At 34.2% G+C, this 26,534-nt stretch carries 12 protein-coding genes and 1 pseudogene; 1 reads left to right on the top strand and 12 read right to left on the bottom strand.

What is annotated here, in order from left to right:
* Positions 1-14: 14 nt before the first annotated feature.
* From A8B35_RS19985 to A8B35_RS19940, 10 genes and pseudogenes are all read right to left on the bottom strand, one after another.
* A complete protein-coding gene (locus tag A8B35_RS19985) occupies positions 15-1,655 on the bottom strand; it encodes a glycoside hydrolase family 43 protein (protein ID WP_222844193.1) in 1,641 nt (546 codons plus the stop codon).
* Between the two features lie 471 nt (positions 1,656-2,126).
* Entirely contained in the window at positions 2,127-2,519 is a 393-nt protein-coding gene (locus A8B35_RS19980; protein WP_068475390.1) for a hypothetical protein, read from the bottom strand.
* Positions 2,520-2,534: 15 nt separating this feature from the next.
* The gene (locus A8B35_RS19975) at positions 2,535-11,576 is read right to left on the bottom strand and encodes a T9SS type A sorting domain-containing protein (protein WP_068475388.1); all 9,042 of its coding nucleotides are present in this window, start codon (positions 11,574-11,576) and stop codon (positions 2,535-2,537) included.
* Between the two features lie 28 nt (positions 11,577-11,604).
* Positions 11,605-12,240, bottom strand: a complete 636-nt coding sequence (locus tag A8B35_RS19970) for a hypothetical protein (RefSeq protein ID WP_068475385.1) — start codon at positions 12,238-12,240, stop codon at positions 11,605-11,607.
* 824 nt (positions 12,241-13,064) lie between these two features.
* Positions 13,065-13,326: pseudogene (locus A8B35_RS23725) on the bottom strand (transposase); the annotation flags it as partial.
* Between the two features lie 288 nt (positions 13,327-13,614).
* The gene (locus A8B35_RS19960) at positions 13,615-15,852 is read right to left on the bottom strand and encodes an NADP-dependent isocitrate dehydrogenase (protein WP_245820820.1); all 2,238 of its coding nucleotides are present in this window, start codon (positions 15,850-15,852) and stop codon (positions 13,615-13,617) included.
* Positions 15,853-16,034: 182 nt separating this feature from the next.
* On the bottom strand, positions 16,035-16,583 hold the full coding sequence (locus A8B35_RS23080) for a hypothetical protein (protein WP_083634572.1): 549 nt from the start codon (positions 16,581-16,583) through the stop codon (positions 16,035-16,037).
* Between the two features lie 77 nt (positions 16,584-16,660).
* The gene (locus A8B35_RS19950; protein ID WP_068475379.1) at positions 16,661-17,761 is read right to left on the bottom strand and encodes a DNA polymerase III subunit gamma/tau; all 1,101 of its coding nucleotides are present in this window, start codon (positions 17,759-17,761) and stop codon (positions 16,661-16,663) included.
* 160 nt (positions 17,762-17,921) lie between these two features.
* Complete coding sequence (locus A8B35_RS19945; RefSeq protein ID WP_068475377.1) at positions 17,922-19,697, bottom strand: hypothetical protein; 1,776 nt, start codon at positions 19,695-19,697, stop codon at positions 17,922-17,924.
* A 25-nt stretch (positions 19,698-19,722) separates the two neighbouring features.
* Complete coding sequence (locus A8B35_RS19940) at positions 19,723-22,785, bottom strand: tetratricopeptide repeat protein (RefSeq protein WP_068475375.1); 3,063 nt, start codon at positions 22,783-22,785, stop codon at positions 19,723-19,725.
* Positions 22,786-23,004: 219 nt separating this feature from the next.
* Between A8B35_RS19940 and A8B35_RS19935 the strand changes: the two genes are divergently transcribed.
* On the top strand, positions 23,005-23,730 hold the full coding sequence (locus A8B35_RS19935; protein WP_139314954.1) for a cell division ATP-binding protein FtsE: 726 nt from the start codon (positions 23,005-23,007) through the stop codon (positions 23,728-23,730).
* Positions 23,731-23,735: 5 nt separating this feature from the next.
* On the opposite strand, the gene A8B35_RS19930 is transcribed toward A8B35_RS19935, so the two are convergent.
* Both A8B35_RS19930 and A8B35_RS19925 read right to left on the bottom strand, forming a co-directional pair.
* On the bottom strand, positions 23,736-24,386 hold the full coding sequence (locus A8B35_RS19930) for an RNA polymerase sigma-70 factor (RefSeq protein WP_083634570.1): 651 nt from the start codon (positions 24,384-24,386) through the stop codon (positions 23,736-23,738).
* Between the two features lie 397 nt (positions 24,387-24,783).
* Complete coding sequence (locus A8B35_RS19925) at positions 24,784-26,451, bottom strand: T9SS type A sorting domain-containing protein (protein WP_068475374.1); 1,668 nt, start codon at positions 26,449-26,451, stop codon at positions 24,784-24,786.
* Positions 26,452-26,534 lie beyond the last annotated feature (83 nt).

The raw sequence follows: 26,534 nt of genomic DNA, 5'->3' as shown, positions 1-26,534 counted from the left end.
AAGTTACTAAAAGCTTATTTTTTTGACTTTAACTTAAACCAATCAAAAGCTGCCTTTTTATTACTCTCACTACCTTCTGACGTGGCATACATTCCAATATAGGTTCCATTAAATCCCCAAGCTACTTCATCACTAAATGAAGACATATCTTGTACTCCTCCAATTTGTGTTAAGTCTTTGTCTGAACTTCCAAAGAAGAATGTTACATTCAAACCATCGCCTACAGTTTTTAATATTACTTGTTTCCCTTTATAAGGCAAACGAGCTATTTCTTCGCTTATTCCTTTTTCACCTTTTACTGTTTTTGCCGTTGTTTTAAGCAAAACAATCTCATTTTTCTGACGAAGTAATTGATAATGAGTTGATGATTTACGATAAAGCACTAAACCCGCTTTCTCATTATCCTTTTTAGAAGAAAACTCCATTTGAGTGGATGCTTCACAATAATGACTTTTAACTCGGCGCGCTAAATAAGAAGGGTTTTTCCACTCATTAACCGTTTCCGGACGTAAATCAATTTGCATTTTACCTTTTACCTGCTCATACCATGATACATTTGGCGTGCGCAAACAATTCCATTCTAAATCAATATTGTCGCCATCAAAATTATCAAGCTCTTTTACAGCAGGTACTGGCGTCCAGGGTAAATTTGGTCTTTGCATCTTTTCCTTCAGTAATCCGAAACCAGGATTGTACATTAATGTTAATCCACTTTCGTTATTCCAAAGCTCAACCTTTGCAAGAAAAGTTTCTCGTGCTAAAATTGCATGCTTTTCAACAGGACGTTTTGCCAACATAACACTCCACCATTCTCCATTTTGGGTTTGTACTAAATCAGCATGCCCAGTTTGTGTGATGGGATAAGTATAGCCCAAATGGCGATGCGTTAATACTGGGTTTGCATGATTTGGCACATACGGCCCCCATAAATCTTTACTATTAAAAATAGTTACAGCATGGAACTCACTTGTTCCGCCCTCTCCTATTAGTAATACATATTCTCCATTAATTTTATACAAATGCGGTCCTTCAGCCCAACGTGCATTTGAAGCGTGGCCATAAGTTAACTGCTTTTTCTTGCCTAATAACAAACCTTTATCCGGATCAATTTCTTGCATCCAAACACCATTTTTGCCGGGCCATTCCCCTTGGGTTCCATCAACAATACCAGCTCCTGTGTAATAACATTTGCCATCGTCATCCCAAAATAATGATGGATCAATACCCGGAGCATCCTTAATCCACATTGGATCACTCCATGGTCCTGCAGGATATTTCGCAGTAATTATAAAATTCCCCTTTTGTCCTACCATCGTAGTTATAATATAAAAGGTACCATTATTATACCTAATACTTGGCGCAAAAATCCCGTTTGAGTTTCTTAAGCCATCATTATACTTTATCTGATCAGGACGATGTAAGCCATGCCCAATTTTTTCCCAATTTACCAAATCCTTGCTTCTATGAATTGGCAATCCAGGAAACCATTCAAATGTAGAATTTACCATATAATAGGTGTCATCCACTCTGCAAATAGACGGATCAGGGTAGAACCCAGATAAAATAGGATTTTTAAATGTTTCATTAGTTATTTGACTTTCTAATGTGCCAAATATCATCAACAGAAAGAATAAATGGAAATTTTTAAATAACATATCAATTAGAGTTAATTTATTTAAAATGATTATTACCTGAAAGATGAAAATCTTTGATCAATAACTCAAGAATTAATACTTAGCAATATATGTACACACCAATACACCCCCCTAAATTAACACAAATTAAAGGTACATTTCTAGACCATGGTTAAAATCAACTTATGCATGTTATAATACAATTTTGCGTAATTGATTAGTGCTGTATTTTTAAAATAAATGCACCTACTAAAAAATAAACTGCTATTGGCAGATAAAAAGCTCTATGTGCTAGCTAGTAGAGATATTTTTAAAAAAGCCGTTTCAAACGATTGAACTTACATTTTATTTCTGGCAGATTGGTTTTAAGTAAAGATTACAAGCCTTTGGTTATTATTTTTAGTAGATTTTAATTTAAAGATAAGTAAACAAAAATGCCTGGTAGCAAAATACTACCAGGCATCATTATTAAAAATTACAATAAACTAGTTCTTAGTTTATTCTTCGCATCAAATACCTAATTGTTACGGTACTTTCACCAATTGTCATAGCTCTAAATATTTCAAGCTTATCCCAATCAACATATGCAACTGTATACTCTTGTATATAATCATCATCTCCCGTTAAGGTTAACTTATCTGTGCTTTCAGATTGCCAATCTCCAGCAGAAGCGAAATTATCTACATTAATAAATAAAAATTTACCATTATTATTTAAATGTAGTGATGACATGGATACAAACTCTACTTCTCCGTCTGCCATTACATTTTCAACTTCCCATTCACCTGTTAAAATACTTGCAGGCTCTGGTGTTTCTGTTTCAAGGCAGGAGCTTAAAGCTCCTGCAATGAATAACAATAACACTGCTATTTTTATATTCTTCATTTTAATACTGTTTTTTTAGTTTTTAATAAAACGCTCAACAATAGTTTTGTCACCAGCTGTAACCTCAAGGTTAAAGTAACCTTTGCTAACGTTACTTAAATCAATCTGTTTATCAGAGCTAGCATCAGCCTCGTAAGTATATGACCCGAAAAGAGTACCAGATACATCGTAAATCTTCACATTTACATCGCCTTCATAATTAGCAAGCTTAAGATTTACAAAATTAGTGGCTGGATTAGGATAAATTGATGCTTCGATCTCAGTATCAGGTTCAGTAGTTGCTAATTCACCAAATGTAGCTTCTAATTTACATCCATCTGAACTATTTGGTGTTGCAATAACTGAATATTGAGCATCATCGTAAATAGTAATTGAACTTCCTGATTGATTGTTCATACGATTTCCGTTGCGGAACCAAACGTAACTGTACGATCCTGAAATAGTTGTTTCAACTTCAAGTACATTACCGTACGCAACAATTTCTATCATACTTGGACTAACTTCAAATGGTAATGACTCTACAGAACAAGCTTCTTCTCCAACCTTTTGCGCAACTATTGCAGCAGTTACTCTACCCGATATTTCAGAAGAAAGCTGCATTGTGAAACTACTGCTACTTGTTGCAACATATGAGTTACTTAAAGTCTCACCAGTTTCGTAGTTAATGATTGAATAAATTGCATTTGTTGTTACACTCGACACAGAAACTTTAACCATTTCTGGATCACAAATTTGAGATGCCTCTGGAACTGATGGTTTAGAATAAATCTCAACACTAACAGCATCAGACATAGGACTTACACAACCAGCTTCGTTCTTTACTTTTACATAGTACGAACCTCCACCATTGGTTAGCGATAGTGTATTTACATCTGAAGGATAATCTGTCATTGAAGTACTGTTTCTATACCAAATATATCCAGCAAAATCTTCTGGAGCAATTAAAGTATACTCACCTTCTCCTTCACAGAATTGAGACTCACCATCAGCAGTTAACATAGGTTTCTCAACTTTTGGCAATACTGTAACTGTAGCGATATCATACTCACAATTACCATTGCTAAAGCGTGCTTTATAGATTCCTTCAGGAACTTCATTAATATAATACGAACTAGAATAAGTATATCCATCTTTGTGCCAAGTGATGTTCGTTCCGTTACTTTGCTCATCTGCTGTTGAAACTTTTAAGCTAGCACCATAACAAACTTGCATATCCTCAGTTACCTCAGTATAAGAATTTACAGTTTCATGATTTACAAACATCACATACTCAGGAGTAAACTCAACCGTAACTAGTAATTCTTCAAATATTTTAGTACAGTTTTCGTCGTTATCCCAAACAGCTTCAACATATAGTTGTTGCATGTCTTTCTCAAAGGCTTCTGTAGTAAATGTTACAGTCGAACCTGTTCCAACCACAGTGGCAAATACCTCATTTGAAACCTCATCCTTAAGTAGGTAAGTAACTTCTGCCTGAGTGTTATACATTGTTAACTCGCCCACATTATCATCGCCACATAAAGAAATGTAAGTTGCAGACAATGAAATATCATTAAAAGTATGTAAATCAATAGCTACAGGAGTTGATATAGCACTTACACATTCTTTGTCAAATGCAACATTAGATACTTCAACTTGATAAACTCCTGATTCATTAACTTCAAGAGTTTGGTTATAAGTATACTGCTGTGAACCATCTTTGTACCAACGATAGAATGTGTACCCTTCTGTTGCAGTTAATGTTACTGTTTCAGTTTCACAAGTAAACTCTTCTTCAGGCATTGTAACAGTAGGTTGTTCTGGAACTTCGTATATTTCGATAGCGAATGTTACTGGTTCTAGTAAACTACAGTTTTCATTTAAGTCATACTCAATAGTATAATTACCATTAGTTGAATAATCATTGTAGTAAGATGAAGTTGCTACCGTAGTACCATTACGTAACCATTTTGTAGAAACCGAATTCCAAGCACCATCTTTATAATAACCAAAGTAGAAAGTATAAGGATAAGTACCTTCGCATACTTCAAATAATTGAGCTTCCGTAATAGGCTGTTTTACACTATTTGTACCATCGGTATAGTGAATAGCCGGAATTGGATTTATATAAAATTTAGCTTGTTCATTAGGTATTTCAGTAACACATGTAAATGAATGATCGTTAGCTTGAGAAGTAACTTGAACCTCTACAGTTAACTCTTCTGTAAGTAGACCTAAGTTAATATCTAAAGAAGATCCATTATAATAAGGGAACGTTTCTTTATCCATAAGGTCTTCATCCTCTGTATCTACAACAACAGCATCTCCAACAAGCTCACCAGTTACATAATTACGTAGCTGATAAATAAAGTGCTCTTGCACCCCTGAAATAGTTGCAATACGATCAGCCTCAACGCAATTACGATTATCTGCGCTTAAAGTAACATTATTAATTTCAGCTACTTTATATAAGCTTGCAGTCATACGACTTGACTCACCTGATATAGACACCTCATAATCTGATTCTTCATATAATTCAGAAGCAGTTTCATCTTTAACATCAAATTCAAATGTCTGATTCTCGCTCTCGCTGAAATAATCAACTGTATTTAAATGAAGCGTGATAATACCTGAACCTTCTGTAATACTAGTCCATACAATATCTTCACCTTCTAGATCTTCATAGTAACTACCATTTGTAGATTTTAACTTAAGCTCTGCATCTGCTCCAAATTTACCTTTAATACTATAAGTTAAATCAAGTACACCACCTTCACAACCTGGTGTATATACCACATCCTCAATGTTAATTTTTTGAGATGATACAAACTCACTAACAGATTGAGAAATAACTGGAGCGTATGTATAATCAGTAGACATATACTCAAGCGCAATGTTAGATAAGTTAAATGACTCTTTAAACTCTTCAATTCTCCAACGAAGAAGAGCACCTTCGATATTAGCTTCAGATGGAATAGCAATTCTTTCTTCTTGACTCATGTTTTCTTCATCGAAACGCTCATCAGGATAAGAAGCCATTGCAACGTAGGTATAACCACCATCAATAGAATACTCAAGAACTACTTTTTGATTATCAGTAACAGCTAATTCTGTTGCTGCTATATCAAATTTAACAAAAGCTTTATCTGTTAAATCTAATTCTGTTGTAGTAGTTAATGTAACACGTGTACCTTCAGAATAATTTGGAAGATTAATTCTACTCTCTTCAAAATCATCAGAACTGTTAAGTACTTTATCATCTATTGACTCATATTTTTCGCCAACAACACCAACTGCACTATTCATTGATACTACAATCTCGAATGTACGATTTGCACCACCAACAAATGTAGGTATAACAACATTGTTAAATTCAGCATTGCCTTGTTTAGTAGCTAATAACCACTGATCACCAATTTGATCTGTTAATACTAGGTTATAGTAATAATCGGCATTTGGCGTGCGATCAGAGTTTTCGTAAACACCAGATACACTCACTGTGTTACCTGCATAGATTACTTCCTCTTCATTAACTACTGTTTTAAGAACTGGGTTGTAAACATTAATTGAACCAGCATATGATCTTAAATCACCATCTTCATCCAATAACTCCTCGTATACATACTCACCATTTGCAACATGTACGTACACATCGTAAGTGCCACGCTCAATATCGTTAGGCAATGTAAATGTAAATACAGTATCGGCCGCTGAAGCGATCATAAATGGCTCTTCGATATAATCTTCGATATAAAAAGAGAACTCTGTACCTTCAGGATAGTTTACAGCCTCTGTTGTAAAAGTAAACTGTGCTTCATCAGTTGGGAATAATACCGGTTCAAAACCATCTTCATCGCGCACAAGTTCGAAAGTATAATCAGAAACTAATGGTTGAAGAATATTAACTTCCTGAGATCTAAATTCTTCCTCAGCGTCATCATTTACATTAATACTTGGTTCTACAATATTATAAGTACCGTAAGTATATTTAAAATTATATACAGCCCACACTTCTTCGTCTGCATCAAAACTTGTTTCTTGAGCAATACGGAACTGAGTAGCAGAAGACAAATATTCCTCAGGTACATCTACAGTAAATGTTCTCCAGTTTTCTGATTCAGGAAGGTAACCTAGATTTCCAAATTGAGATTGATCTTCACTTATTTCTAAGAACGTAAAGTTTTCTCCATCAATTGAAACTTCTAACCTAGGTAAGGTTGCTGGGTTTTCAGTAATAGAGTTTGTTGCATATACAAAAGACAATGTCATATTATTCTTACCGAATAAATCATATGAAGGTGTTGTAACAGATCTGTTACCTTCTGCATTCATGTACCAATAAGAATTATCAATACCTCCTTCAACAATTAGCTCATCATTTTCAATATTTATAGTAGTTCCAAACTCGATAGCATCGCCAATATATGGGTATAGTTTTAATTCATAACGATTAGCTTCTTCTACCGAATTAGGTATCTTAACAGCTATTGAATCTCCAATTAGTTCATCAGCTATTTCAAGCACTTGTCTTTCAATTAAATCATCTGACGCGTCAAACAACTCAAGTACACCTGCCATTTGAATATCCTCAGTCCACTCACCATGTAATTCGTATTTAACTACAGCTGTATCTGCTAAATAGAAATCAGTACTTGTTAATTGTTCAGCATTTAAACGAAGTAAGGTTGGTGTAGTTTCGTTAGTAAATAACAATTGCATATCTGCCCACTCACGTGTAAATATATTAACATGCGAATATGAAGCCCCTTCAGAAGGATATTGATAAAGTACCTCTCCTTCTTCATCTACAATAGTAGCTTTAACTTTAATATTATAAAGCCCTGTAGTAACATCTACTGAATCTGCTAAAGTAAAATCAAACTCTTGTGTTGCAGCGTCAACTGTTACAGTATGATAGCCGTCGTCATTGTTACATGGTAACATGAACTCAAACATTGTGTTTGCTGGCCACTCAATACCTTGTACTAACTCACCTTCTTCGTCATAAACTGGTTTCCAATCTAATGTAATTGTTTCCCCTTCATGAACCTCTGGTAAAAAGCTATTTTCATTATCATAATCGAAGCTAGTTACCGACATTTGGTAAGCATCAAAGTTGATATATGATGCATACTCATCATTCTCGAAGTAATTAATTTCGCGCTCTCCAGGTAAACGAAGTACATAATCCAATAGATTATTAATTCCAGAAAGGTGTACATTACTCACTCTCCAAGTATTAATATCAGCTCCTGCTACTACATCTTGTATAAAACGTATATAATTACCTTCAGATAGATACTCTACAGGTATCTCTACTTCGTAAGAGTGTGTTCCTGAAGCATCAAGACAAGCCAATGAAGCATATTCTGATTCAGGAATCTCTATACTTGTATAAGTTTCTCCATTATCACTTGAAATTTGAACCTTTGGTAAGGTGCTCTCTGTTGGATATTGGATGCTTGCGTAATAATCAAAAGATAAAGTAACTGTTTCATTATAATCAGCTAAATTTTCAAGTTTCTCAACTATTACAATAGAACGCTGTCCTTCTTTAGAGAAATAAAAATCATATCCATCAGAATTAATGGTATATCCATATCCTGTAAAATCACTTGTTACAAACGTTTTGTCAATATCTGAGATTATAGCCTCTTCATCAGCTGGATCAAAAGCAACAATTTGAACATCAAATTTGCTATTCAGATCAAAACCTGCCTCTGTTAAAGCCGCGCTTGTAGGCATTGTTACTATTCGATTTACTAAACCAACGCTAGAATTAATATCTAACATAATATACTCAGAACCTTGCTCAAGATAGATAGCAAACTTAGCGTCGCCCTCTTCTATAGCAAAGGTAGAGTATTGAAACTCCATTTCTTGGGCTGAATAAAACTGTGAGCCATAAAACTCATTAATATCAGAAAGTGAAACTGTTGGATAAGCAACATTAATTTCTTCTGCTGCAGATATAACTTTTCCTTGGTAAGGAGTAATTACTCTTAACTTGCGTAGATTAACATCTGCATCATAAGTAATTCCTAATTTACCACTAGTACCTAATAAATCTTCAGGAACAGCGATATAATCATTAAAATTAATTACGGATGATTGATAAACATTGCTAGAAACAATTGGATTTGTTGAAATTACTTCCCAATCAGAACTATACTGATAAACATTATCAAAACTCTCAGTTTCTATTTCTGTAATTACTGTAACATCAGTTAAATACTTTGAGCCTGGTAGTGCCGATGAAAAATCGTACCACCTGTATTCATCATCACGAAAATGCGAAGTTTGATCTTCGTATGAATAACAAGTAAAACTATCCTCACACTCTTTTGGTAATAATGCTACTCTTATACTAGAAACATCACCAAAATAAGCAACTGGTAATTCACCTGCTATTGTACCTGTTGTTCCAGAAGTAAGCTCTTGTTGCGCAATACTCATCCACTCAGAACCATCAAAATACTCTAATGATAAATAAGCGATATCGCTACCAACATTACCATCTAATTTAAATGCTACCTCAATGTTTTTGCCTGCAACATTAAATTCAGTATCATTATCAACAAGATCATTAGAAACAGATGTAATTTCAACCGAAGGAGACTGAACAGTAAACGGTGCAGATGCCTTATTAGAAAATCCGTCTGCCACAACACTTACAAATAAGTTTTTAAACCCTCCGTTATCAAATGGGATCTTTACATCAAAATCACCGTCCTTTAACTCATCTAAAGTTTGTAAGAACCTATTATCAACAACATTACTATTATCATCGTAACTTGTGTAAGTAACTTCAATATACGCATAGTCAGGCAATACAAAGTCAGAGTCTACATCCTTAATAGTAAATGTTACTTCATCACCAGAATAAATAAGCTCATTGCTATTGTCTTTTAACTCAACAGTCATAGTTGGAGAAGCAATCGAAACAGCTGCAGAAACAGGGTTCTCAATAATATTCCCCCCTCTACCAGAAATAAACAAATGGAAATTTCTTAACTGCCATGTGTTAATATCTTCACGATTATTATCCGTTATCTGACGGGCACGGAATTGTGTTATTTCAGAAACAATACTCTCATCAAGACTAAACTCGAAACTTTTACCTGATAAGCCAACACCATCATCTCCACCTAAGGCTATGTTATCACCGAGTTGTAACCAGGTAGTACCATTTGTGGTATACTCAATAACAATATCACTACCTGTAGTAGGTACTGCTTCGTTTAAACGTGTTATTGTTGCAGATAATATGGCATTACTTGCGTTAGTAATCTCAATAGGTAGAGTTGTATATTGTCTTGTACCTGATAAGGTAAAATCAATATCGTTACCAGCAATTGAATTAGAACCCATTAAGTTTTCCGCATCAAAGAACATTTCTGTGTAAGTAATAATATTATCGTATCCGTTAGAACCTTCAACAATTTCGTCACCCTCAACTAACATTGCATCAATTGTCATTCCCTGACCGTAATACATTTCAATGTTACTTGGTAGTACGTACTTAAAATTCAATTGATCATTTGCTAAATCAGTAGAAGAAGGTACTACTTTTTGGTATGCACTTAAAGGCCCTTTTACAAATAAAGATAAACCATTAAAATCATCAATATTTTCAATTTCCATTTGGAATTCTACCTCTTCTCCAGGGTATTTAACACTGTTATTTACAGCAGAAATACTTTTAACGGACGGTACTGGATCAGTATTAACATGTTCTGATACAATTTCAAAATCGCCTAATTTTTGCGTGTAAATTGCTTGAATAGCCTCTCCTTTTACAATTGACATAGAATTTATTGTAAAAGAATTACTATTAGGCGTTAGAGCAGATGCATCGACCTGACGTACACGAAACAATGTTGCTGATTTTAAAGCTGCAGCTGGTAGTTCAAATGCATCAGGGAAGTTTGATGTTGGGAATATTTCGCTTACATCTTCAGTACCATTATTATACTCTAAAGCGGTAAAAGAACTACCTCCGTTTGTTGAATACTCAACCACAAGAGGATAAGTTTGTGAATTTTGCAGATCAAAATCAACAACTAAATTTACATCTCCTTCTATTTCAGCATTTAATGCAAAAGCATTAGTAGTTAGGTAACGGTTACCACTTTTAGTAAATGATATAGGGAAATCAACAACTGCTTCTCTATAGTTTACTGTTATTGTCCAAGTTCCATTATCAACCTTATTAAATGAAGTTCCACATCCTCCAGTATCAGAATTTGAATCCCAGGTTCTATATGCATCCATTTCAAAAACAATAGAGCCACCTGCTGTAACCCCATTAGCAATATCTAACGAACGAGTGTAAGAATAAGTACCTGTACTATTTCCTGTTCCAGAAGAATAAGAACTTTCGCTTAAACCTCCTGTAGTGATACACGAAATCTTAGAATATTGCTCACTCATATAAGCGCCATTAGTAGCTGTCATAGAATAGCTAACATCTACACTAGTAACTTCAGCCCCTTCTGGTATTGTCACTATTAATTGAGCCTTTGGGTCACAATTAACGCTATTATATGATGTTGGAATATGCCCAGAAGTATAAGTACTTGTTGCACTACCAAGCACATAACCTTCAAACTTTTCACCTCCAACAAGATCATTTATATCATCCGTATAATTCAATTCACTTAAATTATCGAAACGACCTAAAAAGTGACCAGCAAATACAGAATACTCTCCTACCGTATTAATCAAACCGTTTAAAGAACGTGATGACCAATTTGTATCGAAATTTTGAGTATTAATGATTTGTTCTTTATTTAAATCAGATGCATCATTGCTCTTATTATAATAAAGATAAAGTGGATCTCCATTATCTAGGCCAACAAAGTTTTCTAAAACAGCTTTAATTAGTGTTTCCCCTGCAACGTATTGATAAACTCGATTATCATCGTCATTATCCGGCTTGGAATCAGCAGGGTCTGAGCTTTGACTTGCATCAATGCTAAAATTTTGCGCATAGGAATTGTTATGTACTGCTCCAAATAGCAAGGTACATACAATCAACAACCTATACACATTAAATGTGTAATTTTTGTTTCTCATGATTTTCTTTTAAAAATTAAGTAAAGGTTTAAAACGCAACACCAATACGTAGCATACTACTTAATGTTGGTTTAAATTGACGCATAGTAGTAGAAGAACTCAACACTTGTTCGTTCCATTTTACTTCAGCGTAATCAATGTTTAAAAACTCGAATCCAACTTCAGCTCCTACATAAAAATTACCACCTTTGATAAAGTAGTCGCCACCAGCCACTAGGTTAACACCCCAGGCATTAAAGCCTCTTGAATTCTCGTAATCATCTACATCCCAAGCGCCATCAACAGGAGCTCCAGCTTCTGTATCAAAACTTTTTGCTTGCGATGCATAAATAAAATCTACACCTATAAAAGGTATAGCATTCTCACTAGCCGAGATATGATACTCAATACCAGGCCTAATCTCAAAGTCAGCCAAATTCTTTACCGATTCTGCGTTATTTTCCTGATCGCTTACAAAAAGCATATCAGTGCCAATGCTCAAACGAGCTGCAAAATCAGAAAAGAAGTAACGTGCTTTTAAAAACGAGGGCGTGAGTAACGCCTCGCTGTCCACAAATGGCGATGTTCCAATTTCAAATGAAGCAGTACGATCAGAATTTCCTTGCGCAAATACTCCAATGGAAAAAATTAAGAACAACGCACCTGTTGCAACATAATTTCTCATAAAATAGATTATAATTATTAATAAAATAAATGACGCGACAAAAATATTACAATTATGTTATATTCAAAATAGAATACACACACATAAATGATATTCATTTTTATGGTCGTTTTTTTTAGTGTTGTAAGTAACTATACATGGGCTTTCATAATGAGAATACTTTTTATATGTTATACAACATATATTTTGATTTGGTTTTAATACTAACCTTTTGTTACTATTAAGCCCGTAAACACAGGGCTACAGTGATTTACCTACAACTCAGAGGACGTTATTTTTATATGTAAAATTAATTAGATAAAACTCGATATATATTTTACATTAATAAACTATCTAATTTGACGAACACAAAATTGGTAGTGATAAATAAACATAATCACTCCACTAATCTCATATTATACACAAATTTATAGTAAACATAATTTACGTAATTAAGGACACTTATGTACATACTGTTAAATAAAAGTTACGTACATTAAAACTATTTCTAATAAAAGTGACTTAGGAATAATATCGCAGACTATTAATAGCTTTGCAAAAACAGATGATTCTTTTTTTCAAGCAGCATTTATTACAATACCTTTAAGTAAAAAAACACATAAAATAGAAACCCATTATTATATCACATCAATAGTATTAAGAATACAAGATGATATGAATAACAAAATGAACAGAAAAGACTTAAAAGCAAACGGTCAAGATTACAAAATCATATGATCGTTATACAGCTTTTGTTGATAGGCTAGTAATCGAATTTTAAGGATATACTCAAGAGAAAATAACTTTTATGAAGGGATAAAAAGAATAAATAAGCTGAGTTCGATCTAAGTAGCCTTATTAATATAGTCATCATCTATGATGTATATATTTACAAAGGGCCTCTTAGGTGAGAAATGATATGCTATTAAACTGACAATTAAATTTGCGAGAAAGTTTTCAAATGACCATTTTCTTGTATGTTCAACCTGATAGATATTTTTTAGATCATCATTTACCGTTTCAATGAAAGTGTAGTTTGAATCCGTAAAACCATCCCATTGAGTATTTGCCTCTCTAAGCGAGGTCTTCAAATACCTTATTCTGCTTTTCTCTTTTAATATAACATGCTCTATGGGGATTGAATTTTTGCCACTATATATTTAAAAGTCGGACATATAAATACAACAAATACTTTATTTATTTTCTCTTCAAATAGAACTTTTCTTACGTCGAATTCACGTTAATTAAATTCATCACCATCAACAGTGTTTTCATTACAACCCGTTAATTATATATTAAACGGCGAACGCCCCAAGGATAACCTTGAGGCGTTCAAAAATATTGTACTTACCATATATGTAATTATATATTGGTACAAAATAAATTTATCAACTTTTATAAAGCTGCTAACAAACTATTGAATGTTGCACTTGGTCGCATTGCTGCAGAAGTCTTCGCATCGCTTGGAAGGAAATATCCTCCGCAATCAATTGCTTTACCTTGTGCCTTATTTAGCTCTTCTACAATTACTGATTCTTTAACTTCTAATTCTGTAGCTAATTTTGAGAATCGAATTTGTAATTCAGCATCTTCAGTTTGATCAGCTAAAGCTTGAGCCCAATACATAGCCAAATAAAAGTGACTTCCTCGGTTATCAAGTTCCTTCACTTTACGTGAAGGCGATTTATCATTTTTAAGGAATAATCCATTGGCTTTATCAAGAGCCTTAGCTAAAACAATTGCCTTTTTATTATCTGTTTTAATTCCAAGATCTTCGAGAGAAACAGCTAAAGCTAAAAACTCACCCAATGAATCCCAACGAAGGTGCCCTTCTTCAACAAACTGTTGAACGTGCTTAGGAGCAGAACCACCTGCACCAGTTTCGTATAATCCACCACCCGCAAGAAGAGGAACAATAGAAAGCATTTTAGCACTAGTTCCTAATTCAAGAATTGGGAATAAATCTGTTAAGTAATCACGCAATACATTTCCTGTTACTGAAATTGTATCCTCTCCTGCTTTTACACGTTTTAAAGTATATTTTATAGCATCAACTGGAGTTAAAATCTGGATATCTAAACCTGCAGTATCGTGATCTTTTAAATACGTATTTACTTTTGCAATAACAGCTGCATCATGAGAACGCGCTTCATCTAACCAAAAGATAGCAGGATTACCAGTTGCACTAGCTCTATTAACAGCTAACTTAACCCAATCCTTAATCGCAACATCTTTAGTTTGACACATGCGCCAAATATCTCCTTCTTCAACAGCATGCTCAAAAACAACATCACCTGCATTATTTACTACTTTAACAGTTCCGTTTACAGGAATCTCAAAAGTTTTATCGTGCGAGCCATATTCCTCGGCTTTTTTAGCCATTAAACCAACGTTTGAAACATTACCCATTGTGGTTACATCAAATGCTCCATTGGCTTTGCAAAATGTAAATACCTCTTGGTAAATACCTGCATAACATCTATCCGGAATTAAAGCTTTGGTATCCTTAAGGTTTCCATCTGGTCCCCACATTTGTCCTGAAGTACGCAATGCAGCAGGCATAGAAGCATCAATGATTATATCACTAGGTACGTGAAGATTTGTAATGCCTTTATCCGAATTTACCATCGCCATTTCAGGACGTGTTTTATACACATCTTGAATAGCCGCTTCAATCTCAGCTTTTTCAGCTTCAGGTAAGCTAGCTATTTTAGCGTATACATCGCCTAATCCGTTCTTTTGGTCAACACCAAGCTCAGCGAATTTATCGGCATATTTGGCAAAAACATCTTTATAGAAAACGGTAACTGCATGTCCAAACATAATTGGATCAGATACCTTCATCATAGTAGCTTTTAGGTGAAGAGATAACAATACATCTTCATCTTTTGCTGATGTAATTTCTTTTTCGAAATACGCACACAAAGCTTTTTTACTCATTACAGAACCGTCAATAACTTCGCCCTCTAATAAATCAGTACTTTCTTTTAATACTTGTACTTTACCTTCAGCATGTAACTCTATTCTAACTGAATCTGCTTTTGGTGAAACATATGACTTCTCACTTGAGTAAAAATCACCTTCAGTCATATGAGCTACGTGAGACTTAGAATCTGCACTCCAAGCACCCATCGAATGCGGATTATCTTTGGCGTATTGCTTCACTGCAGCAGCTACTCTACGATCAGAATTTCCTTCGCGAAGAACAGGGTTTACCGCACTACCTAACACCTTTGAATAACGCGCTTTTATTTCTTTTTCTGCATCAGTTGTTGCTTCTACAGGGAAATCAGGAATATCATAACCATTATCCTGCAACTCTGCAATTGCTGCAGTTAACTGAGGAATAGATGCACTAATGTTTGGGAGCTTAATAATATTGGCTTCAGGGGTTTTTGCCAATTCTCCAAGCTCAGCAAGGGCATCACTTTGTTTTTGCTCAGCTGTTAATTTCTCAGGAAAGGTAGAAATAATTCTTCCTGCTAAAGAAATATCTTTTAACTCTACGGCTACTTCTGCAGCCTCGGTATAAGCTCTAACAATTGGTAAAAAAGAATAGGTCGCCAAGGCTGGTGCCTCATCTGTTTTTGTGTAAATTATTCTTGAAGTCTCTGTCATAATCAATTTTATCATTTGTGATGTTTCATACCTGAAAACATCGTTTTATATAGACTTATTATAGTTTATCAATTTTATAATATTTCTGGTTTAAACAATATCAAACCAAAGAATTAACAAGTAAATTTAAGAAGGGTTCAATATACAATCAAGTATAAATGCTCCAAATTTAAATTCTAAATACATGCGTTGTTTAATTACTCAACATCAAGATTAAACTTCTTTGTTAACTCGAGTAACATTGGGTTTTTCTTTAGCATTACTTTTGCTTTATCTGCTGCTGTAAATGCTTTTCCATCATTACTATTATCTAATACCAACTTTGTTTCTAATTGCACATTGGCATTTTGTAAATGATGCCTAAGGTGCTGCAATATCAAGCCCTTATTGGTTTTTATTTCGTTTTCTTGAGTTACATTTTTTAAACTCAACTCAATATTATTCCCTTCGATAATATTTGGAACATGCACAGCTATAATACTAGCAAACCTAGGATTTTTCTGTTCTATGCCTCTACCAAATTTCAACCAAACATCGCGTAATTGGTCCTGATTAAAAGCAGTATTCCAATTAGGATCAACAAACAACTTACTGGTTATAACCTGCTTACTTTTCTCAGGATTTACCTGCGGATTAGGGGCAGGCGGATTATTGCTTAAGGCCGCCTTTAATGAAATGGTTTTTAATGGTTGACGTGTTACTTCTGGTTTATTTGCTTTTACTGCGGGCTTAGCAGGTGTTCGCACACCTGTGGCTTGAGTACCGGTTGCAACCTTTGGGGCTTGCTTTGTTCCGGAACCGCGTTTTAACTCAGCCTTTTTCTTTACTTTTTTTCAGTTAATATCCGGGCAACTTTTAAGAGGGAGAACTCAACATGTAACCTCTTATTTTTTGCTACCCTATATTGTAAGTCGCATGCATTTACTATTTCTAATGCATCCATTAAAAAATTCACATCACACTTGTTGGCCTGCTCGCCATATCGTTCTTTGGTTTTAGTACCAACATCCAATAATTGTATTGTGGCCGGATCTTTACAAACTAGCACATCTCTTATGTGAGAATTTAAGCCAGATATAAAGTGATGGGCATCAAAACCTCGTTTCAATATTTCATCGAAGAGTAACAACACATCGGATGTATTCTCTTGTAAACAGGCATCAATCAATCTAAAATAGAAATCGTAATCTAATACATTTAAATTATCAATAACTTGTTGATAGCTTACCGACTTCCCTGAAAAGGCAATGATCTGATCAAAAATAGATAGAGCGTCACGCATGGCACCATCTGCCTTTTGAGCAATAACTGTTAATCCCTCCTCTTCTATTTCAGCAGATTCACTTTTAGCAACATATTTTAAATGCCCTACAGCATCTTCAATAGTGATTCTATTAAAATCGTAAATCTGACATCGCGATAAAATCGTAGGTAGTATTTTGTGTTTCTCAGTTGTAGCTAAAATAAAAATAGCATGCTTTGGTGGCTCTTCTAAGGTTTTAAGAAACGCATTAAATGCTGCCTGAGATAACATATGAACCTCATCGATTATATATACACTATATGTTCCTATTTGAGGAGGAACACGTACTTTATCAATTAAGCTACGAATATCTTCTACTGAGTTATTAGAGGCTCCATCAAGCTCATGAATATTGTAAGACCTATTTTCATTAAACGAGATACACGACTCACACTCATTACAGGCTTCGTGTTCATCTGTAATATTAGAACAGTTGATGGTTTTAGCAAAAATACGAGCACAAGTGGTTTTTCCAACACCTCGCGGACCACAAAATAGATATGCATGTGCTAACTGACTTCCTATTATCGCATTTTTTAATGTGGTTGTTATGTTTTGTTGTCCTACTACTGAAACAAATGTAGAAGGACGGTATTTTCGGGCTGAAACAATATAATCCATAGTATATTTTTTGCTGAATGCAAAGATAAAATATTTACTGATTGAAACAACGGATACATTGATTTGACAAGCCTGTAATTCGGAAAATTACTCTTTAAAGAAACCGAATCTCACTTTAGCAGCTTAAACCACTTTTCTTTAACTTAAGTAAATGAGTTTTTTAGAAACTATAACCTACCCCTACATGCATATTAAGGCGTTGCATCGGGTAGCCATTCCATTGGTAATACTTTGATGCAAACATATTATTAATGTTAGCAAATACATTCCATTTAGAACTGATGAAATACTGCCCTCCTACATTAAAGTCATAAACAGCAGCTAACTCTTTAGCTTCATTAGTTGCTGCATCATAAGCATATCTTTTACCTTGAGTATTCAAGCCGATAGTAATCCAAAGATCTTCCATTGGAGAAAAGTTTGCACGTGCATTTATCTCAACTTCTGGTTTATGCCAAGCGTATTCTAAATCATTTAAGTTCCATCCATTGTATTTTGCAAAAAACAACACATTTAACTTTTTAGTAGGCTCATATTTCAATTCTCCTGAAGCACTAAACAAATTACCATCATCATACACAACATCAAATAAGTTGGTTTGATGGGTAAATTTTAGAACATTAGCATCCTCTGGAATAAAAGTACTATAAGATCTATTTACATAAAAATGCTCATTAGTAAAAACAGAATGATCGACACGCGCTACAAAACTTACCGATGAGCTAAAATTTCCTTTTACACCACCAAATAAATGTAAGCCATGAAAACTATTAGCTACCATTTGATCCGCTGCTATAAATTGATTTTCGCGCTGCATTTTTTCGTAATTATTTACAAAATAATCTCCTTTTACACCACCAAAAGCAGTTACGATACCTTCAGCAATAACTAAATCACCCTCGATATGAGGCGCAATATTAAAATCATCGCCAACATTTTCACCATCAACTCCCGTTTGAGCAAACATATCAAATCCTATCCTAATGCTACCCATATCAAATCCGTATTCAATATTAGGAGACAAGTTGGCAACAGTCATTTTGCGTTCGTTAAATTGATAAATCTCGTCAGAATCAGGAACTGAAGCACCAAAATAATCAAAACCACCATCAATGTTTACCGATAGGTTTTTAGACACAAGAAACTTAACATCACCCTGTATACCTATATTTCCTTCGCTCACACCAGTTACGTTTGAGAATGTACCCAGATTTAGTTTAATGCTATATGGAGTATCCTTACTTTCTATTTCTTTGTTATTAAAGCCAAGTGTGGTTTTAAAGCCACTTAAGCGTTGTCTATCATCATGCAATAAATCACTACCTAATACATTATTTCCAATGTTACTGGTGTATTTAGCCGCTTCATCAATAGTTTGATATCCATAGTATCGGTATACATTATGTAAAAAATCAGCATCTAAAGAAAAGGTGCTCTTTTTAAGAAAACGACGAAAATACATTGATGCATAAGTATCGTGAAAAGGTGCTTCTGATTTAGTATCATCCTCTAATGTTACTTTGCCCATTGAAGTGGTATGCGCCACATTTAATCCTAATGCATAATCTTTCGACCTTAATATGTTATAGTACAACTCACCATTAACAGTAGTATAATTTCCTAAACTACCTTTGGCATAAGACTTATCAAGAATCGTTTTATGTTCTGGTTTTAATTTAGCTGCTGTAATTGGCTCAATACTTATACCCGATGACATTGCTTTGGTAAGTATTTCGTAATCAAAATCCATGTTAGGCTGATTACTGTCATCCTCAGCATTGGGTAGCTCATTTATTTTAAAAGCATCAGATATAATAGGCGTATATTCTCGCACTACTTTCACATCTTTATTTACATCATCTTGAGCAAATAAATTTGCTGATAAAACAATGAAACAAATTGAGATTGATATTTTATTGATGTATGTTGAATTCATAAGGATTTTATTACAATAGGTCAATTTACTGAATAGTGATACTGTCTGATTTTAGCTCGCTAACTACTGCCATTTTTCTTTCCAATAGTTTCAAACGCTCCTTAACCATTGGTTTAATATCATCGTCGGTTGCTTGATAGTTTTCATTAATACTTTCGAGGTATTGCTTAGCTTGAAAATACTCTGAACCCGATTCATATATATCAGATAGAAGAATAAAGCATCGGGCTAACCAATATTGGTGCGAAGTGCCTTTGTTTGCAAGATCGAACACCTCATTCTCAGCCTTTTCTTTTTCACCTTTTTCGAAATAATAATTGGCTACAATGTATCTTGATTCAGCGCCCTCAGCACTTTGTGGACTCTCTGACAACACCTTAAATTCTTCAATGGCTAATTCTTTCTGACCTTTATTTAATAAAGCTTTTGCTTTTAGATATCTTGCCTCGCGTACAATTTCAGCAGCTACCCTATTATTAAGCATTAACTTATCGGCAGCTTCAATACAATCGTTGTAATTGGTTAATTCGTTATAACAGCGCATTACTCCAATTTGAGCCTCTACCTTATTTTCAGCAATCTCTGCGATACTTTCTAATTCTTTAAAAGCCTGAAGGGCATCAGCAAATTTTTGCATCCCAAAACTAATCTCGCCTTTGCGTAATAAAGCATCTTCTGAAAAGATATTCTTACCGCGCTGAGTAACATTTGTAAAGGCCTGTAAAGCTTCTGCTTTAGCTCCTTTTTTATACAAGCAATCAGCCAAATAATAATTGGCATTTGTTTCAAATAAACCTTGAGGATATTTATCGAGGTATTTTCTGAAACTTGAAACGGCTGCTTCGCTATTCCCCTCCATATAATATTTTTCAGCAGAAACATAACTTAGTGAATCTTGCTCACGAACATCAATTTGTGCAAAACTACCCAAGCCTTTTGTATATTTTACGTATCCATTTAAATCGTTACGATCCATGTAAATGTTTCTCACACCTTGCAACGAAGCCTGAGCTTCTTCAGAATTTGGATACTCATTTATCACTCTTTTATAAAAGGATAATGAATTATTATAATCGTTATTATTATAGTAAACCAAACCTAATTGTAGCATCGCCTTTTTACTATAACTACTTGATGGGTACTTTTCTTTAATTGTTTTAAATTTTCGAATCGCATCATCATATTTCCCAATAGTTACATAGGATTGTCCCATCTCATATAAGGCATCATCTACATAGGGCGAACTTGGATATTTTTGAACAATATCCTGAAGTTCTGCAATTTTAGCATCGTGCTTTTTCAAAATCCCTAAAGAAATAGCCTCTTGATACATTGCATAATCGGGAGATGATTTAGAAATAGAAGCCCCTTGATTATAATAAGAAATTGCGGTATTAAAATCGCGCTGTACAAAATAGCAATCTCCAATTCGGTTATAGGCATCACCAATGGTCCTAGATGATTTATCTTTTTCTAAACTGATATATTTTCGCCACCACGATTGAGCCTCTGTATAATTTTTCTGTTTAAACTCGGCGTAAGCAATATTATAATGTGCCAAATCGAAGTGTTCAGTATTAAAGCTTCCCGGATTTAAAATATACGTATTATAATCAGCAACTGCAGCTTCATATTTTCTTAATCGATACTTTGCTTCGCCCCTCCAATAATAAGCTTTAAGTTCTAAATTATGATTGTATGTTTTGTATTTTAAACTGTACGAAAAGTAATCTATCGCATCAGCAAAACGAAGGTTTGTAAATAAATCTATTGCATGAAAATAGGCTACGCGCTGAAGCGCCTCGTATATACGCGCATTTTTCATTTGAATATTTTCGAGGGCATCTAAAGCACTTTTGTAATTTTTTGTGGTTAAGAATACTCTACCCAAATAATCGTATGCCAAATCAATTTTATCGCTATTCGGAAATTTCTCAATAAAATCGAGAAAAGAATTGATGGTTTCGTTAAACGGAGAAAACGATAATTCATAGTTTAATTTAATCGTGTTAAATAAAGCATCCTCCTGAATATCTTTATCAAAACTATATTTTGATGCAGCATCAAATGCAACACGTGCACGCTTCTTTTCATCAGACTTAATATAACAATCTGCCAAATGATAAAAGGCATTTTGAGACATTTCATCGGCTTCGCCCGTTACACGAGATAAATTATCAGCAGCTTTTGAATAATCCTTCATATAATAGAAAGAGAAACCAAGGTGGTAATAATCCTCGCGACGTGCCTTTGACGACAAACGAATGGTTTCTTCGAGATACTCTATTGATTTGGCATATTCTTTTTTCGCAAAATAAGCTTCGCCAACAATACGATACATATCTGCCTTGCGCTTGTTACTGCCATTATCGAGCATTGGCAAAGCGTATTCTATGGCCTTATCATACTCTTTCTGAAGAAAGTATATTTGTGCAATATAAAACGGAACTACCTTTGAGAAAGATGGAGAATCGTTAAGCTTATTAAAGCTCTTTAATGCAGTGTCGTAATTTTCTTTGCGATATTGTATGTGCGCGTAATAATAATTGGAAGCTTCGTAATATTTACCATCTATATTCTTCAGATCGTTAAAATAACGATTTGCCACATCAAATTCTTCTTGCTCAAAATGACAATAGCCTTTCTTAAATTTATATTCTTGAAGTGTTTCTTTATCGAGACTTCGAGAGTTTACTTTTTCGAACTGACGAAGTGCAGAGCGATATTTTTTGTTCTTTAATTGAAGATCTCCTAAATGAAAATACGCATAATCCTTTTTATTACTCTCGGGGTGATTATGTATAAACTTCTCAAACAAATAAGTTGCGTCATCGTTCTCAAGTTCTTTAGCACATAAAGCTCTGTAATATTTTGCTTCGGCATACTGATTGGTTTCTGCATCGCGCCAATTTTTCAAAGCTTTTTCAAACTGATCGCGTGCCGAACCATATTTTCCAAGACGATATAATTCTACACCTTCATCAAATAAATTTATTGGCTGCACAACGCCCAATGATTTTTGAGCTTCTATATTACTGAATACTAAAAGAGTGAGAACTATTACGGATAGCTGCTTAATGTTTATCATTCAATATAAGATTAAAGTCATTCTATTCTTCACTATGATAACGATTATCATAATGATTTATTTTTTAACGGCGCTAAAGATATAAAAGTTTTATTAGTATCCACGTTGATTAAAGAGCTCTATACAGTCATATTTAAACCTATTAATTTAGGGAGGGTGAACGCGAATAATCCTAATTATTTTTATATTTTCACAGCAGAATTTAATTAAGCTTTAAATATGAGCAAGCAAGCAGTAGCTATAGAAAACGACAACCAAAATATTGTTGAGTTTAAGAATACCCTAATCAGACACAGCGAAAATATTATACTCAAGGATGTTAACCTTGAAGTAAAGCAAGGTGAGTTTGTTTATTTAATAGGTAAGGTTGGTAGCGGAAAGTCGAGTTTACTAAAGGCCATGTATGCCGAATTGATGCTGCATGAAGGTTACGGCTTTGCTGTTGGTTATAAATTAAAGAGTATTAAATCAAAACAAATACCCTTTTTAAGACGAAAAATGGGTATTATTTTTCAAGATTTTCAATTATTGAGTGATAGAACAGTTTATGAAAACCTGAACTTTGTTTTAAAAGCTACTGGTTGGAAAAATAAAAAGGAAATGGATATCAGGATCCGTGAAGTTTTATCACAGGTAGATATGGTTCATAAGGGTTACAAAAAACCACACATGTTATCTGGTGGCGAACAGCAACGCATTGGTATTGCTAGAGCTTTATTAAATGAGCCAGAACTTATTTTAGCAGATGAGCCAACAGGTAACCTTGACCCAGAAACTACTGATGATTTAATGAAATTATTACACGAGATTTCCTCGTTAGGGAAAACAGTGATAATGGCTACCCACAACTACAATATTATTAAAAAATACAAAGGAAGAACTTTGCTTTGTCAGGATGCTAAACTAAAAGAACCTGAAACAAGTGAACTAGAACTAGATAACTAATTTAACTAGCTCAGCTGTTGCCATATTAATGGAAATAGCAACAAATAATCCTTTAGCTCGAGCTTTAAATGTTTTAATGCTCGGGTCATTCGGGCCTCAACAGTTTTTTTACTGATTCCAAGTTTATCGGCTATCTCAGCATTCTTTAGGTCTTCGAATCTACTCATCTCAAAAACAGTTCGCACCTCTTCTGGTAATTTATCTAAGGCTGCTTCTATTTTAATTTGTAATTCATCGGCAATCATCACTTCATCACCAATACGTTGTAATGATTGGTATTGCATTTCCAACTCATGATGCTGTATAATATCATAATGCCTTATCGCCGTTTGCTTGTTCCTGATAAAGTTGAGACTATTGTTTTTTACAATGGTATATAAGAAGTTGCGAATATTAGTATTGTCGTTAATACTCTCTCTTATCTCCCATAATTTTAAAAAAGCATCTTGCACTATTTCTTGTGCATGCTGCTGATTATTTAAATATTGCAGTGCTAGGTGGTATAAAACATCGTAAAACTCAAAGTATATAGCCTCGTAAGCATGCTTATTACCTCGCTTAAGTGAAACTAAATCAATTTTGAATGGAACTAAATGCATATCTAAAATCAGGTGACTAATTAAACTATCAATACTAATATTTACACAAATTAACATTTATTTGTAAATATAATCGTGTCTGAAGGTTTATATAATGTACCTGCGAGTCATGAATACAATTATCCTCTCATTATTTTTAATGATTTCATTAACGAATACCTCCCTTTCATTTAGCAAGCCAATATTTCACTACTACATATTAATCTCATCAACTTGCAAGCTGATATTTCAATGTTGGAGTACAATCTTATCAAGATATTCCCACTCCTTTCTTCATTGGATATTACCCTTTCAATAAAATCTCTAATATTTCAGGTTGATACCCAATATTTCACTAAACCTATAGTCCTTTCGCGACTTGCAGAGCTTTTTTTTGATAAAGCTTGCCTGTAAACAATAAAAAAACCTCAATAGAAATTATTCCATTGAGGTTTTTATTACGATAAGTATTAGACTATTTTATCTGTACTTTTTCAATCACTTTAGTTTCATTACTTACAATTTCAACAATGTATAAACCTTTGGCCATATCGCTTACATTAATTGTAGTTAAGCTTGAACTATTAGTCAAAACTTTAATTTTATTACCCGAAATAGAATATATAGTAATTGTACTTCCTACAGGCGAAGCTACATTAATTAATGCGCTTGCAGGATTAGGATATATTTTATAATCAAAATCCTCGTTTCCATCTACCATTGTAGCATCATCAGCAGTTAATGGTACAGTAAAATCAGTGCTGGCATCAGAAACTGTTATGGTTGATGTAGCATCATAAAACCCATTCTTTGTAGCTGTATAAGAATACTCTCCTACTTCAAGCGCATCTGTTGTGCACATACCCTGATTATCGGTTATGTAGTTTTGATTATTAATAGACACAGACGCTCCTGATACAGGATTACCATTGTCGTTTCTTACCAAAGTAAAGGTTACAGGGTGAGCCTCTGTTTTCACAAACGAAATATCATCTATATACATACTGCCTACATTTGTACCAACTACGTTAGGTATATTAAATGTCATAGCCATTTCTGTTAAAACAGGCTCACCAGCTACTACATCATCAGGATTATAGTACACCAACTGTGTTAACTCAACCCACTCATCTCTTGCTATATCACTAGGCACTTCCCACTTTATAGTTTGATAACCAGATCCAGAGGCTGCTTTCACGTTGGTTAAGAATTCGCTAAAATACGTTTTATTACTCTCTACAAATACTTTTAAAGATGCAGCATAATAAGACCCGCTAATTACCTTAAAGTAACCTCCTTTTCCTGAAGTTGAAGAGACAGGCAATTTTGTATCTTCTGCAAAGTCAGGATCTGCAATCACCTCCAAAGCATAAGCTCCAGTAGCTACTTCATCAGTACTTAGCATTGCATGAGTTCTGTGTTTTTCATTAATCCACCAAGAATCTGGCCCATACTCAAAACCAAAATAAGAGTAATCCATAATAAAATCAGGATTATCAGTGTCAATTGGATCTTCAAGTTTTATATCATCAATATATATATAACCTGCTCCTGAATTTGGACGATAATCTCCTAAGACACGAAGCTGTATCTGCTTTGGTTTTTCTGCTTTTGTACCTACTGTTGGTATATTTATAGTTGCTCTAAGCGTAACCCAAGCATCACGAACAGTAACACTTGATAAATCCCATTGCGTTTGCGCCCATACATTTGTAACACCATCATCATAATTATCCTTAGGGTCAGAATAAATAGTTTTTATTTTATCTACAATGGTATTGTCTCCAGATGGTATATAAACCTTGAAAGATAACACATAATCTCCTGGAATTGTTACACTTGGTTCTGAGCCTATTTTTGCTGTAGCACCGCAGTCAGCACGCCACTCCTTATCTGCATTAAGCGAATAATCATCTGACCCAATTTTTAAACTATAAGTACCTTCTGATGCAAACTCATTACTTTGTATCATATGGTTATTAGCATCAGCCGTAATCCACCATCCAAAAGCTAAGTTTGATCCATCTCCATTAATATCTGCATCTTCAAATCCATAATAATCTGATTGCAAATATTGCGCATTAGTATTTACTGAAAGTAACAATAATGCCATTGCCATTACTAATTGTAATTGTTTGTTCATAGTGTAATTTTTACTTATTCAACTTACGTTTATACACAAATTAACACTTGATATTTTGTTAATATGTATAGCTGAATAAATAC

Origin of the sequence: Saccharicrinis aurantiacus, from assembly GCF_001660705.2 — a bacterium.
Classification (GTDB): Bacteria; Bacteroidota; Bacteroidia; order Bacteroidales; family Marinilabiliaceae; genus Saccharicrinis; species Saccharicrinis aurantiacus.
This window is presented reverse-complemented; position numbering and strand designations above follow the sequence as displayed.